The following is an 18,048-nucleotide window of genomic DNA, read 5'->3' on the forward strand; positions in this document are numbered from 1 at the left end:
TTCGCTCAACCTTCTATAGCACCAAAGTCTCGTCCACCGATGCTGACCCCAGCCTTAAGCATCCGGCGTCGCGGCCGGCTGTGGCGCCGGACCCGATGGCTGGACCGGGGCAGGCGTCGTGGCCGATGGCTGCGTCGCCGGGCTGCGCGTCGGGGCAGCGGCCGGACGCGGGGCCGGAGCGCGCTGCGCCGTCGGTGTCCGCGTCGCGGCCTGGCTCGACTCCGGAGCGGGCGTCGCGGCGGCGCCGGGCTGGCCACGCGTGCGCAGGGCATCCGCGCTGATCGGCACATCCTTGATGGCGATGCCGGGGCGTCCAAGTGCGGCCACTTCGGCCCCGTCGATCGTAACCTGCACGGCTTCCGGCCGGCCCAGATTGATCATCGGATTGTTGGCATCGGCCGGCACGTCGTAGCGCTCACCCGCCGCCATTTCCTTTTCATAGAGCCGCGTCCCCGCCGCATCATAGATGCGCAGCCAAACCGGCTGGGTCGCGATCAGCGTGACCTGCCCGCCCGTTACCGGCGTCGGCTCCGCGCTCGGCACCGCGTCGGGGGTAGCGATCGCAGTCGGCGTCGGCTCGGGCGCTGCGCTCATCCCGCCCCGGAACAGGTCGGTCCCGTACCACAGCCCGACGGCGCCGAGCAGCAACAGCGCGACGATCGCGCCCGCCCAGGCCAGTCCGCTCGGCGGCTCGCGTACCGGTTCTTCGGGGTCATAGCGCTCATAGACTTCGCGCGCAGCAAAGGTGCTCGCGGTCTCGGCGCGCAGTTCACGCGCCAATGCCACTTCATCCGCGCCGATCGCGCGGGCGTAGGATTTGACGAAGCCGATCGCGTAGGTGGGCGAGGGAAGGCCTGAATAGTCCGACGCCTCGATCGCCGCGAGGTGGCGGAGCGGGATGCGTGTGCGCCCGGCGACATCGGATAATTCCAGTCCCTGCGCCAGACGGGCGTCACGCAGCTTTTCCCCGACCTTCACCGGAAACAGGTTCGGGGTGTCGCCCGGTTCGCCGTCCATTCAATTCCCTCCGGTGTCTGATGCTCGCGCGCCTTGTTGTACTCCTTAATGGAGTGTCAACCTGCGCACTACCTGAAATGCCAGCATTCCTCCGGCATTTGGCTCAGGCCAACTCTACCCCGTTGGCCTGTGCCCAGCTTTCCAGCGCGGCCCGCATGTCGCGCGGCGGCTTCGCCAGCAGCGTGTCCATCGCCGGGCCGAGCGCGGCGTGGTTCAGGCTGCGGACCATCGCCTTGATCGGCCCCACCGCCGCCGGGGTGATCGACAGCCGGTCGATGCCAAGCCCGATCAACGCCATCGCCTCGAGCGGTCGCCCGCCCATCTCGCCACACACCGCGACCGGCACATTTGCCGCATGCGCCTCCCGCGTCACACGGCGCAAGAAGCGCAGGATCGAGGGGGAGAGCCAGTCATAGCGCACCGCCAGCTTGGGGTGCGCGCGGTCGGCGGCGAACAGGAACTGGGTCAGGTCGTTGGTGCCGATCGACAGGAAATCGATCTGCGGCAGCAGGATGTCGAGTACTTCGGCGAGCGCCGGTACCTCCAGCATCGCGCCATAACGGATGTGCAGCGGCAATTTATGCCCGCGCCCCTCCAGCCAGCTGCGCTGCGCCTCGAAGATTGCGCGCGCCTGTTCGAACTCCCAGGGTTCGGACACCATCGGGAACATGACGCTGAGCGTGCGCCCGGCGGCAGCTTCGAGCAGCGCACGCGCCTGCACCTTCATCAACCCTTCGCGGTCCAGCGCCAGCCGCAGCGCGCGCCAGCCCATTGCCGGATTTTCTTCCTCGCCATTCTCGTCATGGTCGAGATAGGGGAGTGCTTTGTCGCCGCCGATATCGACGGTGCGGAAGATCACCGGGCGGTCGCCCGCGGCCTCCAGCACGTCGCGATACAGGCGCTTCTGCCCCTCGCGCTGGGGCAGGGTGGCGGAAACGAGGAACTGGAATTCGGTGCGGAACAGCCCGATCCCGTCTGCGCCGGTCAGGTCGAGCGCGGCGACATCGTCGCGCAGCCCCGCATTGACCATCACCGTCACGCGATGGCCGTCGCGCGTCTCGGGCGCGAGGTTGCGCATCGAGGCAAAGACTGCGCGGCGCTTCTGCGTGATCAGCAGCTTCGCCTCGAACACCTCTTCCATCGCATGGGTCGGGCGGACGACCAGCGAGTCTTCGGTCACGTCGAGCAGCAGCCGGTCGCCTTCAGCAACCAGACGTCGGACATCCTTGACGCGGCCGAGCACGGGCACGCCCATCGCCCTCGCGACGATGGTGACGTGCGCGGTCAGCGACCCTTCCTCAAGGATCACGCCCTTGAGGCGGCGGCGGTCATATTCGAGCAGTTCGGCGGGGCCGAGATTGCGCGCGATCAGGATCGAATCCTGCCGCAGACCCAGTTGCGCCGCAGTGCCGAGCTGGCCCGACACGATGCGCAGCAGGCGGTTGGAGAGGTCCTCCAGATCGTGCATCCGCTCGCGCAGCAACGGATCGTCGATCTGCCGCATGCGCATCCGCGTGCGTTGCTGGACGCGCTCGATCGCCGCCTCGGCGGTCAGGCCGCTGTCGATCGCCTCATTGATCCGGCGACCCCAGCCCTCGTCATAGGCGAACATCTTGTAGGTCTCGAGGATCTCCTCATGCTCGCCGCCGACGCCGAACTCGGCCTGGCTGGTCATGCGGTCGATCTGCTCGCGCATCTTGTCGAACGCGGCATAGACGCGGTGACGCTCGGCCTCGGTATCCTCGGCCACCGTGTGTTCGATGGTGATGCGCGGCTGGTGGAAGACGGCGGCGCCCGCCGCCATGCCCTCGACCAGTTTGAACCCGCTGATCCGCGCGGTCGCGGTCGGCTGGGCGCGGGTCGATCCGCCCGCGCTGGTGTCGGCGCTGTCGATCAGGCCGGCATTGGCGATCAGCTCCGACAGCACCATCGCGACGGTCTGAAGCGCCTCAATCTCCACCTCTTCATACTTGCGCGGATCGGCATGCTGCACGGCGAGCACGCCGACCGCGCGCTCCTTGCGGATGATCGGCACGCCGGCAAAGCTGTGGAACTGCTCCTCGCCCGTCTCGGGGCGGTAGGCGAAGTCGGGGTGTGAGGCAGCTTCGTCTAGGTTCAGCGTCTCGACATTCTTCGCGATCATGCCGACCAGACCCTCGCCCAGCGCGAGCTTGGTGACGTGGACCGCCTCCTGCGCGAGGCCACGGGTGGCGAACAGCTCGAGCACGCCTTCACGCAGCAGGTAGATCGAACACACCTCGCTGCGCAGCGACTCTCCGATGATCTCGACCACGGCGTTGAGCTTGGACTGGGCCGGGGTGCGCGACGCCATCACGTCGTGCAACCGCGTCAGGATTTCGCGGGCGGAGGCGGCGGCGGAAACGGGCATGGGAGAGCGCTATCAGATCGCCCCGATAGCGCCAAGAAATTCAGCGCGCGGCGAGCGTGACCGTGCCGCCACCGACATGCGGCTCGGCGCGGAACACCTCGGTCGCATAGGCGAGACGTGGGGTCGCCGGAGCGTCGCCCGCGCGCCACGCGGCGAGATCGGCGCGCCAGGCGTCATAGCGCGCGTAGAAATCGGTGAAGGGCCGATCGATCTGCGCCAGCGCGGCGGGCGCGATGGCGGGCAGCTCGGCCGCCGGAAGTGCGGCGACCTGATGCAGCAGCGGCGCGGCGGTCGCACAGAACTGCGCCATCACCGGCGGCTGCGCGAAGTAATTGTAAAGCCGCGTCATCGCCGGATCGAACGAAGATGCGTCGCCATGCTCGCGGGTCAGCGCGTGATGCGCCGCCTTCAGCGCGCCGCGATGTGCCTTGAGGAACTGGTTATAGGCGGGCGCCAGCGCCGGATCGTTGCAGTTGAGTGCTGCGACATTGAATGCAGCGCGCAAATGCCATGCGGCTGCTTTGGCAGAGACCGTTCGGTTGAGGGTTGCATAGCTGCCGTCCGGGAGACGCGCCGGAATGGTAAGGTTGGCCGCAGCCCCATCGGGCGCGCGCGGCGCAGCGGTCTGGACCGGGGGAGGCAGAGGAACCGGAAGGGGCGCGGGCGCGGCAATCCGCTCCGGTCCAGCGCAGGCGCTCGCGAGGGCGAATAGCGGGATAGCGAGGAGGAGGCGGCTCATCCCGCCACCCAAGCAGGCGGGTGTCAAAGATTGGTTAATCCAGTGGGCGCCGCGCCAATGGAACTATGGTGACCCGCGGCGGATCCCGGCAGCATTCGAGGTCATAGGATCGTAGCTACCTTCCAAACGCGCGGTCAGGTAGGCGCCTGCGCGCTTCACATATTCGTCCGCGTCTTCGCGTGCCGATTTGGCGACCGCAAGCGCGCGGCCGGACTCCGCAAGGTTTTCGGTCAGTGCATTAAGCGCGCGAAGACGGACGCGCGCCGTTTGAGTCGGCTGCGCCAAATCGATCAGGAAATCCACGCCGGCGGGCTCAGCGCCGATCCGCACCAAAGCTTCCGCTGCCGCGACACGTACAAGTTTCGACGGGTCGCTTCCCGCCATCGCTACGAGCTTCGGTTTAGTCTGCGCAGCGCCCTTGCCGAGTATCAGCAAGCCCGTCGCCGCCCAGAAGCGCATGACTTCGTTAGAGTGGCCAAGTGCGACTTCGAATGCGCCCAGCTTGCGGCGGTCCCCCCGTGCTGCCATCTGGGCCAGCCGCAATATCTGTTTGAGTGGATACGCGCCCGGCCGGCGACTCTCGGAATATCCCTCCAGCGGCGAGCCTTCCGGAATGAAGCCGTTGTCGTTGATCGCGATCATCTGACGATCGAGCGCACGCCGGAGCCGGCGTGCAATTGCACCCAAGGCGGGGTCGGCAATGCGATTGTCTATCTGATCGCGATCGCTCTGCAGGTCATAGAGTTCCTCGAACGGCTTGGGTTGGAAGAACCGGGTCTGTGCTGCATTCAGCCGACCCGCCAGATATTCGCGCTCCCACCCCTGGTAGTTCTTTGCGAGCCATTCGAATGCGCCGTGCATGCCCCATGGTCGATGCGGCATGTAATTGCGGATGTAGCGATATCGACCATCCGTTACCGTGCGGACCAGATCATATCGTTCGTCCATCCGGTCGCGCGCGCCGAATGCCAACTCACTTCGGACGGCGTCGCGACCCAGGAAGGGCTTGCCTTGCATCTGGGTTGCCTGCGGGACGCCAGCTAGCGACAACAATGTCGGAGCCAGATCGAGCAGGCTGATCGGCGTGCCGACTTCGCCTCCGGCTTGCGGGGAAAGATGTCGCCACTTTGGAGGGACATACACGATAAGCGCGCATCGAAGTCCGTCATCATAGCAATAGCGCTTGCTGCGGGCGAGCGCCCCGCCATGGTCGGAATAATAGAAGACGATCGTGTCTTCGGCCAGGCCGTCCGCTTCAAGCTCGGCCATCTTGGCGGCAAACTCACCGTCCATTTTTTCGATGAGATTATAATAGCTGGCAAAATCCTCGCGGACCTCGGGAATATCGGGGAGGTAAGCGGGGACGCGAATGTCCCGCGGCTTGACCCGTCCGGCTGTGGGCTGGAACAGACGCGATTCATGCGTCGTCATCGTATTGAAGACAGCCAGGAACGGCTGGCCCGGCGCGCGGCCGCGCCAATGCGCGGTCTCGCTGCTTTCGTTCCAGATGCGTGCCGGTTCGACGTCGCAATTATAGTCGGTTTTGCTGTTGTTGGTGCAGTAGTAGCCTGCCTGCCGCATGTATTCGGGATAGGTCCGCAATTGCCTGGGCAGTCCGGCTTCGGCACGCATGTGCTGTGCGGGCGAACAGCTTTGCGCATTGACGCCTGTCAGGATCGCGAAGCGGGACGGTGCACAGACCGGTGCGCTGGCGTAGGCGTGCCGGTAAAGCACTCCCTTTGACGCCAGCGCGTCGATGGCGGGCGTATGGGCAATCTTGTCGCCATAAGCCCCGATATAGGGAAAATTATCCTCACTGACGAACCACAGGATGTTCGGGCGCTGAAGGCCGGTCGCCGCGCTGGTTTGCGGCAGCGAAGCCGAAGCCGCTCCGGCAAGCCCCGCCCCGATGACACCGCGGCGTGAAACGTGAGGAGAACCCGGCATAACAACTCCATGGCAATTACTGTCGAATACCGCACCCGGCGCGGGCAAAGGCCGCATCAGGGGCGCTCGCCGTCACGCCACGTTGCGGCGCAATCTAGCTAAGCCGCCCGCTTCTCCAGTGCCGCCGCGGCCTCGGCCATCAGCTGGGCGATGATGTCGGCGACGGGTTCTTCCTTGGTCACCATGCCAACCGACTGGCCGGCCATCAGCGAGCCATTGTCGACATCACCCTCGATCACCGCGCGGCGCAGGGCGCCCGCCCAATAATGCTCGATCTGGAGCTGCGCCTCCATCATCTCGACCTTGCCGTCGTCGAGCAGCTGCGCGACTTCGCGCTGCTTGGCGGTGAACAGCTCGGATGAGGCGTTCTTGAGCGCGCGCACCGGGATCACCGGCAGGCGCGGGTCGATCTGGACGCTCGAGATCGCGTCGCGGGCACTGGCGCGGAAGAATGCTTTCTTGAAGTTCGGATGCGCGATGCTCTCGGTCGCGCAGGCGAAGCGCGTGCCGAGCTGGACGCCCGCCGCGCCCATGTCGAGATAGCCGGCGATCGCCTCGCCGCGCCCGATCCCGCCCGCGACGAAAACCGGCACCTGCTCCGACACCTCGGGCAGGATTTCCTGCGCGAGCACGCTGGTCGACACCGGGCCGATATGGCCGCCGGCCTCCATCCCCTCGACGACGAGCGCATCGACGCCCGAGCGGATCAGCTTCTTGGCGAGGCTGAGCGCCGGCGCGAAGCAGATGACCTTGGCACCGCTCGCCTTGATCGCATCGAGGCTCCCGGTCGGCGGCAGCCCGCCGGCGAGCACGATATGCGTCACCTGATGCTTCGCGCACACCGCGATCAGGTCGAACAGCATCGGGTGCATGGTGATCAGGTTCACACCGAACGGCTTGTCGGTCAGCGCCTTGGTCGCCGCGATCTCGGCATCCAGCAGCTCGGGCGTCATCGCGCCGCACGCGATCAGGCCGAAGCCGCCCGCGTTGGAAATGGCGGAGACGAGGTTGCGCTCGCTCACCCACGACATCGCGCCGCACAGGATTGCCGTCTCGCTGCCGAGAAATTCGATGCCGCGCGCCATGCGGCGCTGGAGGCGCTCTTCACCAATGGTCATGGTGCTCGCCTAGCGCCGGTCTGCGCAGTTAGGCAAGCTGCGAGCGGTCAGGGGCCGCATTCCCATACACCGTCGATCGCTTGCGGCGCAGATCCCGGAGCCTCGATCGATAGCGTTGCGGTGTGGCTGGATCCCTCATGCCCGGTCGTCCGCTCGGCGCCACGGGTGATCGCGACGATCAGCTTCTCGCCGTCAAAGCTGCTGCCCCGGGTCAGCGCATCGAACCCGCCCGCCTCGCGCGCGGTGAGCAGGACCGGTGTCGTGTCGCGCATCACGACGACCGTTGCGCGGCTCGCCCGATCGACATTGCCGGCCCCGACCAGCACTAGGCGCCCGGCGTCGGAAAGGAATGCACAGCGCAGTTCGCCCTGCAACCGCGCCGCTGCTGCCTCGGTCACGGTGCCGAGCACGATGGGTGCGGGTGAGGGCGTGGGGGAGGGCGGGAGGACGGATTCGACCGGGGCAGGCTGTTGCGCCTCGCCATTGCCCGGCGGGGCCGGGGCGGGGGAGCAGGCGGCGAGCGCCACGACGAAAGCGGCAGGGCCGACCAGGGTGAGGCTTCGCATCCTGTGATAATGCCGCAGGCGGGCTTCTGTTCAATCCCCCGGGAGTCCTGCCGCACGCGTCACCTTGGACAGCGCTGTCAGACTTGCTAATCCTCGGCCATGATTGATCGCCGCACCCTGCTCGCCGCTGCCGCCGCCGCCCCGCTTGCCGCTTGCGCCCCGCGCGCCATGGCGCCGCGCCAACCGCTACGGGTGGTGACGTTCAACATCTGGCACGATGCGGGCAACTGGCCGCTGCGGCTCAAGCTGATCGTCGATGTGCTGCGCGCCGCCGATGCCGATGTGATCGGCCTGCAGGAAGTGCTGCAGGATTCGAAGAAAAACCTGCCCAATCAGGCCGAGACGATCGCCGCCGCGCTGGGTGGTTATCGCGTCGAGTTCATGTCGACCTCGCCGGTCGGCGCGGCCAACCGTTATGGCAATGCGATCCTGTCGCGCCTGCCGGTGGTGGAGACGGACACGATCAAGCTGGACCCGGCGAACGATTATCGCACCGCGCTGCGCGTACGGGTGCGCAGCGGCGGGCGGCTGGTCGACGTCGTCAACACCCACCTCGCCCACCAGCCTGAGGCCGGGCCGGTACGGGCGCAGCAGATCAACGGGCTGCTTGGCTGGTTGCCGACTGACGATGTGCCGCTGGTTCTGATGGGCGACTTCAACGCGCCGCTCGACGAAGCCGCGCTGGCGCCGATCGCGATCCGCGGGCTTGAGCCGGTGCTTGCCCCCGGCGCGGTGGACACGACTTTGGTGGTCGCGCGCGGGCACAAATCGCGCGTGATCGACCATATCTTCGCCGACCCACGCGCGTTCGAAATCAGCGACGCCCGGCGCATCGCCGATGCGGTGGCGGGCGAGTTCCCGTCGGACCATTATGGCGTCGCGGCGACCCTGACGCCGCGCTGAGCACATCGCGGAGGCGGGAACCCCGCGCCGTCCCATGCTTTAATCCCCGGCGGCCCGGGCCCCTCTGGCGATCCTTTGATCGTGATGTCGGACGCATCGAACCGGCCGGGTCGTGCATGCGAGCATCGCTGTACGCTGCGCCCTGGCCTGTGATTCACAGACCGGAAGGATTGAGGTTTTTATGAAGATATTCGCTCTCGCCGCCGCTGGTGCTGCTGTGCTCGTCGCGACCCCCGCGCTCGCCGATCGCGCGCCCACCGCGACCGAAGCCGCCGCGATCGAAAAGGCGGTGCGCGCTGCCGGTTTCGTCAGCTGGGAAGAGGTCGAGCTGGACGATGACGGCCCCTATTGGGAGGTCGATGACGCGCGCATGGCCGACGGCAAGCGCTACGATCTGAAGCTGCGCCCGGGTACGTACGAGATCGTCGAGCGCGAGCTGGAAGACTGATAATGAGAAGCGGGGCGGCCGTGATCAGGCCGCCTCGTCCTCCGGCGCGTCCAGCCCATAGGCGGTGTGCAGCACGCGGACGGCGAGTTCGGTCTCGTCCTCGTGGATCAGCACGCTGACCTTGATCTCGCTGGTGGTGATAGCGAGGATGTTGATGCGGCGTTCGGCTAGCGTGTCGAACATCGTCGCGGCGACGCCGGCATGGCTGCGCATCCCGACGCCGACGACGCTAATCTTCGCGATCTTGGTGTCGTGGACCAGCGCGTCATAGCCGATCGGCGCCTTTTGCTTGCCCAGCACGTCGAGCGCGCGAGCCAGTTCGGCGCGCGGGACGGTGAAGGTCACGTCGGTCGATCCGGTCGCGTGCGCGACGTTCTGGACGATCATGTCGACGTTGATCCCGGCTTCCGCGAGCGGGCCGAAGATATGGGCGACTGCGCCCGGCCGGTCGGGGACGTTGGTCAGCGTCACCTTGGCTTCGTTCTTGTCGGCGGCGATGCCGGTGATGAGCTGCCGTTCCACGTCGTTGATCTCCTCTTCGCCAACGATCAGCGTGCCGCGATGGCCGGTGTCGTCATGCGTATCCTCGAACGAAGAAAGCACGCGCACGCGCACCCCCTCCTTCATCGCCAGCCCGACCGAGCGGGTCTGGAGCACTTTCGCCCCGACGCTCGCCAGTTCCAGCATCTCTTCGTAAGTCACCTTGGTCAGCTTGCGTGCGCGCGGCACGATGCGCGGGTCGGTGGTATAGACGCCGTCGACATCGGTATAGATGTCGCACCGGTCCGCCTTCATTGCCGCCGCGACCGCGACCGCGCTGGTATCCGATCCGCCACGGCCGAGCGTGGTGATGCGATGATCGTCGGCGACACCCTGAAATCCCGGAATGACCGCGACATGGCCGTCCGCGAGGCTCGCGTTGAGCGTGTCGGTGTCGATCGTGTCGATCCGCGCGCTGGCATGCGCACTGCTGGTGTGGATCGGCAGCTGCCAGCCGAGCCAGCTGCGCGCGGGCACGCCGATCGCCTGCAGCGCGATGGCGAGCAGCCCGCTGGTGATCTGTTCGCCGGCCGAGACGACCGTGTCATATTCGCGCAGGTCATAGAGCGGCGAGGCTTCCTTGCAGAACCCAACCAGCCGGTCGGTTTCGCCCGCCATCGCCGACACGACGACCGCGACCTGATTGCCCGCCTCCCACTCGCGCTTCACCCGCGCGGCGACGTTGCGAATCCGCTCGATCCCGGCCATCGACGTGCCGCCGAACTTCATCACGATACGCGCCATTTGAACCTGTCCCCCAAAGTCCCGGTTGGGAAGCTGTGGGCGCGCTGATAAGAGGGGGGGATGGCGATGACAAGCAAAGCAACGATTGACCCGCGTGAAGCTGAACATTTCGGTCGGCTGGCGGCGGACTGGTGGAATCCCAAGGGCGAGTCGGCGATGCTCCACCGGCTCAACCCGGTGCGGCTGCGCTACATTCGTGAGGCGATAGACGCGCATTGGGGCAGCAATCCGCGCGATTTTGCGCCGCTCAAGGGCCGGACCGCGCTCGATGTCGGGTGTGGCGCGGGGCTGTTGTGCGAGCCGCTGGCGCGGATGGGCGCGGCGGTGACGGGGGTTGACGCGGCGCCCGAGAATATCGGCGCGGCGCGCGCGCATGCCGAAGCGGCGGGCCTGACCATCGACTATCGCGCGGGCGAGTTCGAGACCGAGGTCGCGGGGCGCCAGTTCGATCTTGTCACCTCGATGGAGGTGATCGAGCATGTCGCCGATCCGGCGGCGTTCGTGCGCGGCCTCGTCGCGGCGCTGGCCCCCGGCGGGCTGATGATCCTGTCCACCCCCAACCGCACGCCGCTATCGCGTCTGGCGATGATTACGGTTGCCGAGGGTGTGGGGATGATCCCGCGCGGAACGCACGACCACGCCAAGTTCCTGACGCCCGAGGAGCTGACCGGGTTGCTCGAGGACGCGGGAATGGCAGTATCCGACCTGCGCGGCCTCAGCTTCTCGCCCGGCGCGGGGTTTCATCTGAGCGAGGATATGGCGCTCAACTATTTGCTGACCGCGCGGCGTTCGGCGTAACGATCAGGGATTCGTGGCGAGCGGTGGATCCGGTCGAAGATCGTACCGGATGAATGTTCGTTGGGTAGGGCTGGTGGCTGCGGGCGGTCGTCAGTCATGCTGCGTCTCCTGGTTGGCGGCACAAAGTCGTCCCGCCAACCCGTGAGCGTCATGAGCAAAGCATGAGATCGCGCTGAACGCCTAGAACAACCGCCCGCCATTCGGCACCGGCACGCTCGGGTGGAACAGCACCACCTTCCCCTGTGCATCGGGGAAGCCGAGCGTCAGCACCTCCGACATCATCGGGCCAATCTGGCGCGGGGGGAAGTTGACCACTGCGGCGACCTGTCGCCCCGGCAGGTCGTCCAGCGTATAGTGCTCGGTGATCTGCGCCGAGGAGCGCTTGACCCCGATCGCCGGGCCGAAGTCGATGGTCAGCTTGAACGCTGGTTTGCGCGCCTCGGGAAACGGCTCGGCGGCGATGATCGTGCCGATACGAATGTCGACCGCGAGGAACTGGTCGAAGCTGATTTCCGGCGCGGCGGGGGCGTCGGCGGCGTGGCTCATGTGCATCGCGGTCTCCTGTGCGGCGTCGATTGACACAGGCGGCTGGATTCGCCCAGTCCCTGCCCATGACCGTGAAGTTGCACCCAAGCTGGCTCGACCCGCTCAAGGCCGAGTTCGACAGCCCCTATATGGCCGATCTGCGCGCCTTCCTGTTGGCTGAAAAGACGGCGGGAAAGCGCATCTTCCCCAAGAGCGCCGACTGGTTCCGCGCGCTCGACCTGACCCCGCCCGAAAGCGTCCGCGTCGTGATCCTGGGGCAGGACCCCTATCATGGAGAGGGACAGGCGCATGGCCTGTGCTTCTCGGTCCAGCCAGGGGTGAAGGTGCCGCCGAGCTTGGTGAATATCTACAAGGAGCTCAAGAGCGACCTTGGCATCGACCCGCCGGGCCATGGGTTCCTTGAACATTGGGCGAAGCAGGGGGTGTTGTTGCTCAACAATTGCCTGACGGTCGAGATGGGGCTGGCGGCGTCGCACAAGGGGCGCGGGTGGGAGCGGTTCACCGATGCGGTGGTGGCGCAGGTCAACGCGCTGCTCGACCCGGTGGTGTTCATGCTGTGGGGCAGCCATGCGCAGAAAAAGGCGGCGTCGGTCGATCCGCGCCATCTGGTGCTGAAATCGGTCCACCCCTCGCCGCTATCGGCGCATGGCGGATTCTTCGGCTCGCGGCCATTTTCGCAGGCGAATGCGTTTCTGCGTGCGCACGGGCGCGGTGAAATAGACTGGGCGCTGCCGGCTGTCTGAGCCCGTCGCCCCGGCCTGCGCCGGGGCGACGGCGTTAAATCAGAAGCTCAGTCGCGCCGACACGCGGATGTCGCGGCCGGGGAGCGGCACGAAATCCTTGGTGAAGCTCGCATGGCGGCGGGCATCGACGTCGAAGATGTTGTTCGCCGACAGGATGATCGCGGTTTCGCGCTTTTCGCCCAGCGGGTGCCAGGTGACCGAGGCGTTGACGAGCGTGAAGGCCGGGGTCTCGGTCTCGAACGCCGCGACGCGGGTCTGGCGGATTGCATGCTCGACCTCGACCCGGCCGCCGAATGCGCCCTGGCTGGCGTCGATGCCGGCAAGCACGCGGAACGGCGGGATGCGCGGCACCGCGCTGCCGTCGCCCAGTTCGGCATTCACATAGTCGGCGACGAGATTGCCGCCGAGCGAGAAGCCGCCCTCGCCGCCATCAATAAAGGTCGTCGACACCTCGCCTTCGACGCCGAGATAGCGGGCGTCGGACTGACGGAATTCGAACACCGGCAGTTCGTCGATCTCGTCGCCGGTCGCGACTTCATAGATGTAGTCGTCGAACCAGTTGGCATAGGCCGCGATCTGGAAGCGCACCGGCCCGGCGGCGCCACGCGCATAGACTTCGCCGCCCCAGCTCTTTTCAGTGCGGAAATTGGGGTTGCCGACTTCATAGGATTGGGTGGCGATGTGTGGGCCGTTCGAGAACAGCTCTTCGGCCGACGGTGCGCGGACGGCGCGCGAGGCGTTGACGCCGACCTTGACCTGCGGCGTGACCGCATAGGACAGGCCGATCGCGCCGGAGAAGGCGTCGAAGCGGCGGTCGAACGCCGCGGTCGGGCCGTCCTCGTCCAGATCGAGCTTCACCTCGCCCGCGCGGACGCGGGTGTGCTCGTAGCGCAGTGCGCCTTCGAGCCCGATCGCGCCGAGATCGACTTCCTGCAGCGTGAAGAAGCCATACTGGTCGGTGACATTCTGCGGCACGAACGCTTCCGCGCCCACCGCGGCGAAGTCGCGCGTGAAGCCTTGGAAGCCCGTCACGCCGCGCCAGCCATTGCGGTTGGCCTGAACCAGCTCGAGGCGGCCTTCAAAACCCTCGGCGTTGAAGACAGTGCCGACCTCTTCGCCCTCGAACTCGGTGTGCTCATAGTCCGAGTAGCCGGCGCGGACGCGCAGCGCGTCGATGAAGCCGCCGATCTTGACCTCGCCGCGCACATCGGCGCGGAACTGCTTCAGACCGATCGTGACGGCTTCTTCGCCATGGTCATGCTCTTCCGCGTCCGGATCGACGACGCCGCCGTCATCATGGTGATGCTCAGCGCCGGGACGCGCCGGGACGCCATAGTTGGTGTCATAATAGCCGGCGGAGAAGCCGAGGCTCCCGCCATCGTTGATCAGCGCGAGACCGCCGCCCAGCGTGTAGGTGCGCGTGCCGCTATTGGGCAGGCGACCGCGACGGTTGGCGTTCTCCAGCGCCTCTTCGGCTTCCTCCAGATGGCCTTCATCGGCCTCTTCCGCCGCAATCTCGAGCTGTTCGGCGCGCAGCGGGTCGCTCAGCACATAGCCGCCGACGCGCAGATCGTCGCTCTTGCGATAGCTGCCATCGATATGCGCGACGATCTGCGGGGTGATCGCAAAGTCCACCGCCGCGCCGCCACCGCGTTCGTCAGCGGCCGATCCATAGGCGCCGATCGCGTCAACATGGAAACCGTTCTCCGGCACCGCGCGCGGGATGCGGCGGTCGAGCACGTTGACCGCGCCGCCGATCGCCTGGCTGCCGAACAGCAGCACCGCGGGGCCGCGCAGCACTTCGATGCGCTCCGCCGTCAGCGGCTCGATCGACACGGCATGGTCGGTCGAGGTGTTGGAGACGTCGAGCGTGCCAAGGCCATCGGTCAGCACGCGCACGCGCTCGCCCTGAAAACCGCGCAGCACGGGGCGCGACGCGCCGGGGCTGAACGAGGTTGCCGATACGCCCGGCACCTGCGTCAGCGATTCACCGATCTGGCCGCGAATGTCGCGCACCAGCTCGTCGCCGGTGATCACCGACGTGCCCGCGAGCAGGTCGAGGCGCTCAAGACCCGGCGCGCTGATCACCACTTCGTCGGTCGTCTCGCCATGCACCGGGTTGCGGCTCGACCGGTCGCGCTCGGTGTGATCGCTGGTCTGGGCGAGGACCGGGGCGGCGAGGACGCTGGTGGCGAGCAGGAGGGCGGTGAACTTCATGGTTACGCAATTCCCTGAAACTGGATTCGCGCGCACTCTTAAGTGCTATGATACAACGTCACAAGTAGGAATTTGCTGCGCTGCGACGAAGCTCCGCGCCGCCGATCAACGCTTACAAACCGCCGGCGTCGAAGGCGATGCCCGCATTGCGGTACGCAGCGACCAGCGCGTTGCGCAGCAGGCAGGCAATGGTCATCGGCCCGACCCCGCCCGGCACCGGGGTGATCGCGCCAGCGACCGATGCCGCGCTGTCGAATTCGACATCGCCGACCAGCGCGCCGTCGACGCGGTTGATCCCGACATCGATCACGGTTGCGCCGGGCTTCAGCCATTCACCCTTGACGAAGCCCGCGCGCCCGACCGCCGCCACGACGATGTCGGCGCGGCTGACATGATGGGCGAGGTCGCGGGTGCGCGAATGGGCGAGGGTGACAGTGCAATTGGCAGCAGTCAGTAGTGCCGCCATCGGCTTGCCGACCAGAATCGAGCGGCCGATGACGATCGCATCGAGGCCCGACAGGTCACCGATCTGGTCCTGCAACAGCATCAGGCTGCCGAGCGGGGTGCACGGCACCAGTCCGTCGATGCCGAGCGCCAGTCGGCCGGCGCTGACCGGGGTCAGCCCGTCGACATCCTTGCCCGGATCGATCGCCGCGACCACCGCCTGCTCGTCGAGATGGCGGGGCAGGGGCAATTGGACGAGGATGCCATCGACCGCCGCATCGGCGTTCAACTGGCGCACCAGGGCGATCAGCGTGTCCTGAGTCGTGTCGGCGGGCAGGCGGTGTTCGAAGCTCGCCATGTTGGCGGCGACCGTCGCCTTGCCCTTACTGCGGACATAGACGGCGGAGGCGGGGTCGTCACCGACCAGCACGACCGCGAGGCCAGCCTTGCGGCCCGCCTGCCCCTCAAATGCTGCCGCAGCCTCGCCCACCCGGGCACGCAGATTGGCGGCGAATGCCTTACCGTCGATGATCTCAGCGCTCATGCCCCGCCCCATAGAGCGACGCGGCGATTCCCGCCAGCGTCTTGGGATCGCCGGTGATGGTCAGGCGCTTCACCCGTGCCGTGTCCCCGGCGATCAGCGCCACGTCGCGCTTGGGAACGCCGAACGTCTTGGCGACCAGTTCGATCAGCGCCGCATTGGCCGCGCCCTCGACCGGCGGCGCGGCGATGCGCGCGGCGAAATGCTCGGGCGTTCCCGGGAGCAGTGCACTCTTCGACGCGCGCGGTGTGGCGCGCACGGCGATGGTCAGGCCCGGCGGCGCTTCCCGCCAGGGCTGGCTCACGCCGCCGGGCTGGCGAGCGCGACCGCGAGGTTCGGAATCACCGCATAATTGATGATCGCGATCAGGATCAGCACCACGAACGGCGCGAAATCCATCGGGCCGGTATCGGGCAGGATGCGGCGGATCGGGCGATAGATCGGCTCGGTTAGCGTATTGAGGCCGCGCCACAGCGAGCTGACGAAATCATTATAGGTGTTGATCACGTTGAATGAGATCAGGATCGACAGCACCGCCTGAATGACGATGATCCACCACAGCACGTTGAGCAGGATCTGTACGATCCCGAAAAGCATGTTCAGAAACGGGTCCAATCGGGCCTCCGGAGTTTTGGCGCTTTTACAGGAAAGCGGCGGCTATCGGCAACTGTGTTGGCTATATAAGACGGCTCAGCGGTGAACCAAGGTTCCCGCGCCCTGCGTGGTGAAGATTTCGAGCAGCATCGCGTGCGGGATGCGTCCGTCGAGGATGACGGCGGCGTCCACCCCGGCATCGACCGCGGCGACGCAGGTCTCGACCTTGGGGATCATCCCCCCGCTGATCGTGCCATCGGCCTTCAGCGCCATGATCCGGCCGGGGTCGAGGTCGGTCAGCAGGTTCTTGTCCTTGTCCAGCACGCCCGGCACATCGGTGAGCAGGAAGAAGCGCGATGCACCGAGCGCGCCGGCAATCGCCCCCGCCATGGTGTCGGCATTGATGTTGTAGGTATGGCCGTCCGCACCCAGCGCGATCGGCGCGATCACCGGGATAAAGCCCTGATCGCTCAGCGTCGTCAGCACCGAGGCGTCGACCGCAACCGGCTCTCCGACAAAGCCCAGATCGACATGGCGTTCGATGCCCTGCAGCGGATCGGCGGAATCGCGCTGGACCTTGCGCGCGGTGACCAGGCCTGAATCCTTGCCCGAAATGCCGAGCGCCTTTCCGCCCGCCGCGCCGATCCAGCTGACGATTTCCTTGTTGATCGATCCGGCCAGCACCATTTCGGCGATGCGCGCGGTTTCAGCGTCTGTGACGCGCAGCCCGCCGATAAACTGCGATTCGACGCCAAGCCGCTTGAGCATCGACCCGATCTGCGGCCCGCCACCGTGCACGACGACCGGGTTGATCCCCACCGCCTTGAGCAGCACGACATCCTCGGCAAAGTCACGCGCCAGCTCGGGATCGCCCATCGCGTGGCCGCCATATTTCACGACGAACGTCTTGCCCTTGTAACGCTGCATATAGGGCAGCGCGTCGGTCAGCGTCTCGGCCTTGGCCAGCATCGCGGGGTCGGGTGCGTGATCGGTCATGCCGCGCCCTTAGCGGGAGTTGCGCACTTACGAAAGCATGCGCGGATGAGTCGGCTTGACTCAATTCGATGATTAGCTAAATAACAAATCATGAGCATGGTCTTCAAGGCATTGTCCGACCCCACCCGCCGCCGTGTGCTGCAACTGCTGCGCAAGGGGCCGATGAGTGCGGGCGACCTGAGCGACAAGTTCGACGTGTCGAAACCGACCATGTCGGCGCATTTCGCGGTGCTCAAGGAAGCCGACCTGGTTCACGCCGAAAAGGCGGGGAAGTCGGTCATCTATCACCTCAAGCTCTCGGTGCTCGAAGAGGCGCTGCTGGGCTTTGTCGATTCATTCGGGGGCAGCGGATCGACCGCACCCGGCAAGGAGAGCGCATGATGAACAGCGAAACCAAGATCAGCCTGGCGTGGGGCGTGGGGATTGTCGTGCTCGCGCTGGGCCTCAGTTCGGCGCGCAGCGCGGGCCATGTCGATCACGACACGGTGACCCGCATCGTGCTGGGTGCGACCGGGCTGATGGTCGCGTGGTTCGGCAACATGATGCCCAAGCGCTTTGTGCCGAGCGCACTCGCGCGCAAGGTCCATCGCGTCGGCGGCTGGTCCCTGGTCATCAGCGGGCTGATCTACGCCGCTGCGTTCGCCTTCGCCCCGATCCAGACTGCGGTCTATATCGGCGGTGGCGCGGTGTTGGCGGGCCTTGCGATCACCTTTGGCTATTGCCAGTCGGTGCGCGCAAAGGCCGGGGCGGCGTAGCCG

General features: G+C 66.5%; 19 protein-coding genes. 6 read left to right on the forward strand and 13 right to left on the reverse strand.

What is annotated here, in order from left to right; all coding sequences use genetic code 11:
* Positions 1-54: 54 nt before the first annotated feature.
* The 6 genes from K9B35_RS06375 to K9B35_RS06400 form a co-directional block, all read right to left on the reverse strand.
* Positions 55-1,017 (reverse strand): helix-turn-helix domain-containing protein, encoded by a 963-nt coding sequence (locus K9B35_RS06375; protein WP_224920963.1) that lies wholly within the window; start codon positions 1,015-1,017, stop codon positions 55-57.
* 103 nt (positions 1,018-1,120) lie between these two features.
* Positions 1,121-3,406 carry a phosphoenolpyruvate--protein phosphotransferase gene (gene ptsP, locus K9B35_RS06380; protein WP_224920964.1) on the reverse strand — a complete coding sequence of 762 codons (2,286 nt, stop codon included), beginning with the start codon at positions 3,404-3,406 and terminating at the stop codon, positions 1,121-1,123.
* 40 nt (positions 3,407-3,446) lie between these two features.
* Entirely contained in the window at positions 3,447-4,145 is a 699-nt protein-coding gene (locus K9B35_RS06385) for a hypothetical protein (RefSeq protein WP_224920965.1), read from the reverse strand.
* Positions 4,146-4,208: 63 nt separating this feature from the next.
* Complete coding sequence (locus K9B35_RS06390) at positions 4,209-6,149, reverse strand: sulfatase-like hydrolase/transferase (RefSeq protein ID WP_224920966.1); 1,941 nt, start codon at positions 6,147-6,149, stop codon at positions 4,209-4,211.
* A 41-nt stretch (positions 6,150-6,190) separates the two neighbouring features.
* Positions 6,191-7,210, reverse strand: coding sequence for an NAD(P)H-dependent flavin oxidoreductase (locus K9B35_RS06395; RefSeq protein ID WP_224920967.1), 1,020 nt, complete (start codon positions 7,208-7,210; stop codon positions 6,191-6,193).
* 47 nt (positions 7,211-7,257) lie between these two features.
* A complete protein-coding gene (locus tag K9B35_RS06400) occupies positions 7,258-7,776 on the reverse strand; it encodes a hypothetical protein (protein WP_224920968.1) in 519 nt (172 codons plus the stop codon).
* 99 nt (positions 7,777-7,875) lie between these two features.
* Between K9B35_RS06400 and K9B35_RS06405 the strand changes: the two genes are divergently transcribed.
* Both K9B35_RS06405 and K9B35_RS06410 read left to right on the forward strand, forming a co-directional pair.
* Complete coding sequence (locus K9B35_RS06405) at positions 7,876-8,679, forward strand: endonuclease/exonuclease/phosphatase family protein (protein WP_224920969.1); 804 nt, start codon at positions 7,876-7,878, stop codon at positions 8,677-8,679.
* A 181-nt stretch (positions 8,680-8,860) separates the two neighbouring features.
* Positions 8,861-9,127, forward strand: a complete 267-nt coding sequence (locus tag K9B35_RS06410) for a PepSY domain-containing protein (protein WP_224920970.1) — start codon at positions 8,861-8,863, stop codon at positions 9,125-9,127.
* A 24-nt stretch (positions 9,128-9,151) separates the two neighbouring features.
* Here the strand turns inward: K9B35_RS06410 and K9B35_RS06415 are convergent, their stop codons facing one another.
* Positions 9,152-10,411 (reverse strand): aspartate kinase, encoded by a 1,260-nt coding sequence (locus K9B35_RS06415; protein WP_224920971.1) that lies wholly within the window; start codon positions 10,409-10,411, stop codon positions 9,152-9,154.
* Positions 10,412-10,477: 66 nt separating this feature from the next.
* On the opposite strand from K9B35_RS06415, the gene ubiG reads away from it, so the two are divergent.
* Positions 10,478-11,209 (forward strand): bifunctional 2-polyprenyl-6-hydroxyphenol methylase/3-demethylubiquinol 3-O-methyltransferase UbiG, encoded by a 732-nt coding sequence (ubiG, locus tag K9B35_RS06420; RefSeq protein WP_412103439.1) that lies wholly within the window; start codon positions 10,478-10,480, stop codon positions 11,207-11,209.
* Positions 11,210-11,389: 180 nt separating this feature from the next.
* Here ubiG and K9B35_RS06425 read toward each other — a convergent pair whose 3' ends face one another.
* The gene (locus tag K9B35_RS06425; protein ID WP_224920973.1) at positions 11,390-11,761 is read right to left on the reverse strand and encodes a tRNA-binding protein; all 372 of its coding nucleotides are present in this window, start codon (positions 11,759-11,761) and stop codon (positions 11,390-11,392) included.
* A gap of 59 nt (positions 11,762-11,820) precedes the next feature.
* Between K9B35_RS06425 and ung the strand changes: the two genes are divergently transcribed.
* On the forward strand, positions 11,821-12,498 hold the full coding sequence (gene ung / locus K9B35_RS06430; protein ID WP_224920974.1) for a uracil-DNA glycosylase: 678 nt from the start codon (positions 11,821-11,823) through the stop codon (positions 12,496-12,498).
* A gap of 39 nt (positions 12,499-12,537) precedes the next feature.
* Here ung and K9B35_RS06435 read toward each other — a convergent pair whose 3' ends face one another.
* The 5 genes from K9B35_RS06435 to argB all read right to left on the reverse strand — a co-directional run bounded on the left by K9B35_RS06435 (position 12,538) and on the right by argB (position 17,290).
* Positions 12,538-14,715 carry a TonB-dependent receptor gene (locus K9B35_RS06435; RefSeq protein ID WP_224920975.1) on the reverse strand — a complete coding sequence of 726 codons (2,178 nt, stop codon included), beginning with the start codon at positions 14,713-14,715 and terminating at the stop codon, positions 12,538-12,540.
* A 112-nt stretch (positions 14,716-14,827) separates the two neighbouring features.
* On the reverse strand, positions 14,828-15,703 hold the full coding sequence (gene folD, locus K9B35_RS06440) for a bifunctional methylenetetrahydrofolate dehydrogenase/methenyltetrahydrofolate cyclohydrolase FolD (RefSeq protein ID WP_224920976.1): 876 nt from the start codon (positions 15,701-15,703) through the stop codon (positions 14,828-14,830).
* Positions 15,693-16,004, reverse strand: coding sequence for a DUF167 domain-containing protein (locus K9B35_RS06445; protein ID WP_224920977.1), 312 nt, complete (start codon positions 16,002-16,004; stop codon positions 15,693-15,695). Before K9B35_RS06445 ends, folD begins: the two co-directional genes overlap by 11 nt.
* Positions 16,001-16,297, reverse strand: coding sequence for a YggT family protein (locus K9B35_RS06450; protein ID WP_224920978.1), 297 nt, complete (start codon positions 16,295-16,297; stop codon positions 16,001-16,003). The genes K9B35_RS06445 and K9B35_RS06450 overlap by 4 nt, the downstream gene beginning before the upstream one ends.
* A gap of 93 nt (positions 16,298-16,390) precedes the next feature.
* Complete coding sequence (gene argB, locus K9B35_RS06455; RefSeq protein WP_224920979.1) at positions 16,391-17,290, reverse strand: acetylglutamate kinase; 900 nt, start codon at positions 17,288-17,290, stop codon at positions 16,391-16,393.
* 90 nt (positions 17,291-17,380) lie between these two features.
* Here argB and K9B35_RS06460 point away from each other — a divergent pair, with 90 nt between their 5' ends.
* Complete coding sequence (locus tag K9B35_RS06460; protein WP_224920980.1) at positions 17,381-17,671, forward strand: autorepressor SdpR family transcription factor; 291 nt, start codon at positions 17,381-17,383, stop codon at positions 17,669-17,671.
* Positions 17,671-18,045, forward strand: coding sequence for an ammonium transporter (locus tag K9B35_RS06465; protein WP_224920981.1), 375 nt, complete (start codon positions 17,671-17,673; stop codon positions 18,043-18,045). The genes K9B35_RS06460 and K9B35_RS06465 overlap by 1 nt, the downstream gene beginning before the upstream one ends.
* Positions 18,046-18,048 lie beyond the last annotated feature (3 nt).

The sequence above is a fragment of the Sphingomonas sp. R647 genome (assembly GCF_020177055.1).
GTDB lineage: Bacteria > Pseudomonadota > Alphaproteobacteria > Sphingomonadales > Sphingomonadaceae > Sphingomonas.

Excerpts from the sequence above, each read along its gene's own strand:
- argB (WP_224920979.1), bottom strand. The coding sequence starts at position 17,290 with ATGACCGATCACGCACCCGACCCCGCGATGCTGGCCAAGGCCGAGACG.
- K9B35_RS06385 (WP_224920965.1), bottom strand. The coding sequence starts at position 4,145 with ATGAGCCGCCTCCTCCTCGCTATCCCGCTATTCGCCCTCGCGAGCGCC.
- K9B35_RS06405 (WP_224920969.1), top strand. The coding sequence starts at position 7,876 with ATGATTGATCGCCGCACCCTGCTCGCCGCTGCCGCCGCCGCCCCGCTT.
- ptsP (WP_224920964.1), bottom strand. The coding sequence starts at position 3,406 with ATGCCCGTTTCCGCCGCCGCCTCCGCCCGCGAAATCCTGACGCGGTTG.
- folD (WP_224920976.1), bottom strand. The coding sequence starts at position 15,703 with ATGAGCGCTGAGATCATCGACGGTAAGGCATTCGCCGCCAATCTGCGT.
- K9B35_RS06400 (WP_224920968.1), bottom strand. The coding sequence starts at position 7,776 with ATGCGAAGCCTCACCCTGGTCGGCCCTGCCGCTTTCGTCGTGGCGCTC.
- K9B35_RS06410 (WP_224920970.1), top strand. The coding sequence starts at position 8,861 with ATGAAGATATTCGCTCTCGCCGCCGCTGGTGCTGCTGTGCTCGTCGCG.
- ung (WP_224920974.1), top strand. The coding sequence starts at position 11,821 with ATGACCGTGAAGTTGCACCCAAGCTGGCTCGACCCGCTCAAGGCCGAG.
- K9B35_RS06390 (WP_224920966.1), bottom strand. The coding sequence starts at position 6,149 with ATGCGGCCTTTGCCCGCGCCGGGTGCGGTATTCGACAGTAATTGCCAT.
- K9B35_RS06460 (WP_224920980.1), top strand. The coding sequence starts at position 17,381 with ATGAGCATGGTCTTCAAGGCATTGTCCGACCCCACCCGCCGCCGTGTG.
- K9B35_RS06415 (WP_224920971.1), bottom strand. The coding sequence starts at position 10,411 with ATGGCGCGTATCGTGATGAAGTTCGGCGGCACGTCGATGGCCGGGATC.
- K9B35_RS06465 (WP_224920981.1), top strand. The coding sequence starts at position 17,671 with ATGAACAGCGAAACCAAGATCAGCCTGGCGTGGGGCGTGGGGATTGTC.
- K9B35_RS06395 (WP_224920967.1), bottom strand. The coding sequence starts at position 7,210 with ATGACCATTGGTGAAGAGCGCCTCCAGCGCCGCATGGCGCGCGGCATC.
- K9B35_RS06435 (WP_224920975.1), bottom strand. The coding sequence starts at position 14,715 with ATGAAGTTCACCGCCCTCCTGCTCGCCACCAGCGTCCTCGCCGCCCCG.
- ubiG (WP_412103439.1), top strand. The coding sequence starts at position 10,478 with ATGACAAGCAAAGCAACGATTGACCCGCGTGAAGCTGAACATTTCGGT.
- K9B35_RS06375 (WP_224920963.1), bottom strand. The coding sequence starts at position 1,017 with ATGGACGGCGAACCGGGCGACACCCCGAACCTGTTTCCGGTGAAGGTC.
- K9B35_RS06450 (WP_224920978.1), bottom strand. The coding sequence starts at position 16,297 with ATGCTTTTCGGGATCGTACAGATCCTGCTCAACGTGCTGTGGTGGATC.
- K9B35_RS06425 (WP_224920973.1), bottom strand. The coding sequence starts at position 11,761 with ATGCACATGAGCCACGCCGCCGACGCCCCCGCCGCGCCGGAAATCAGC.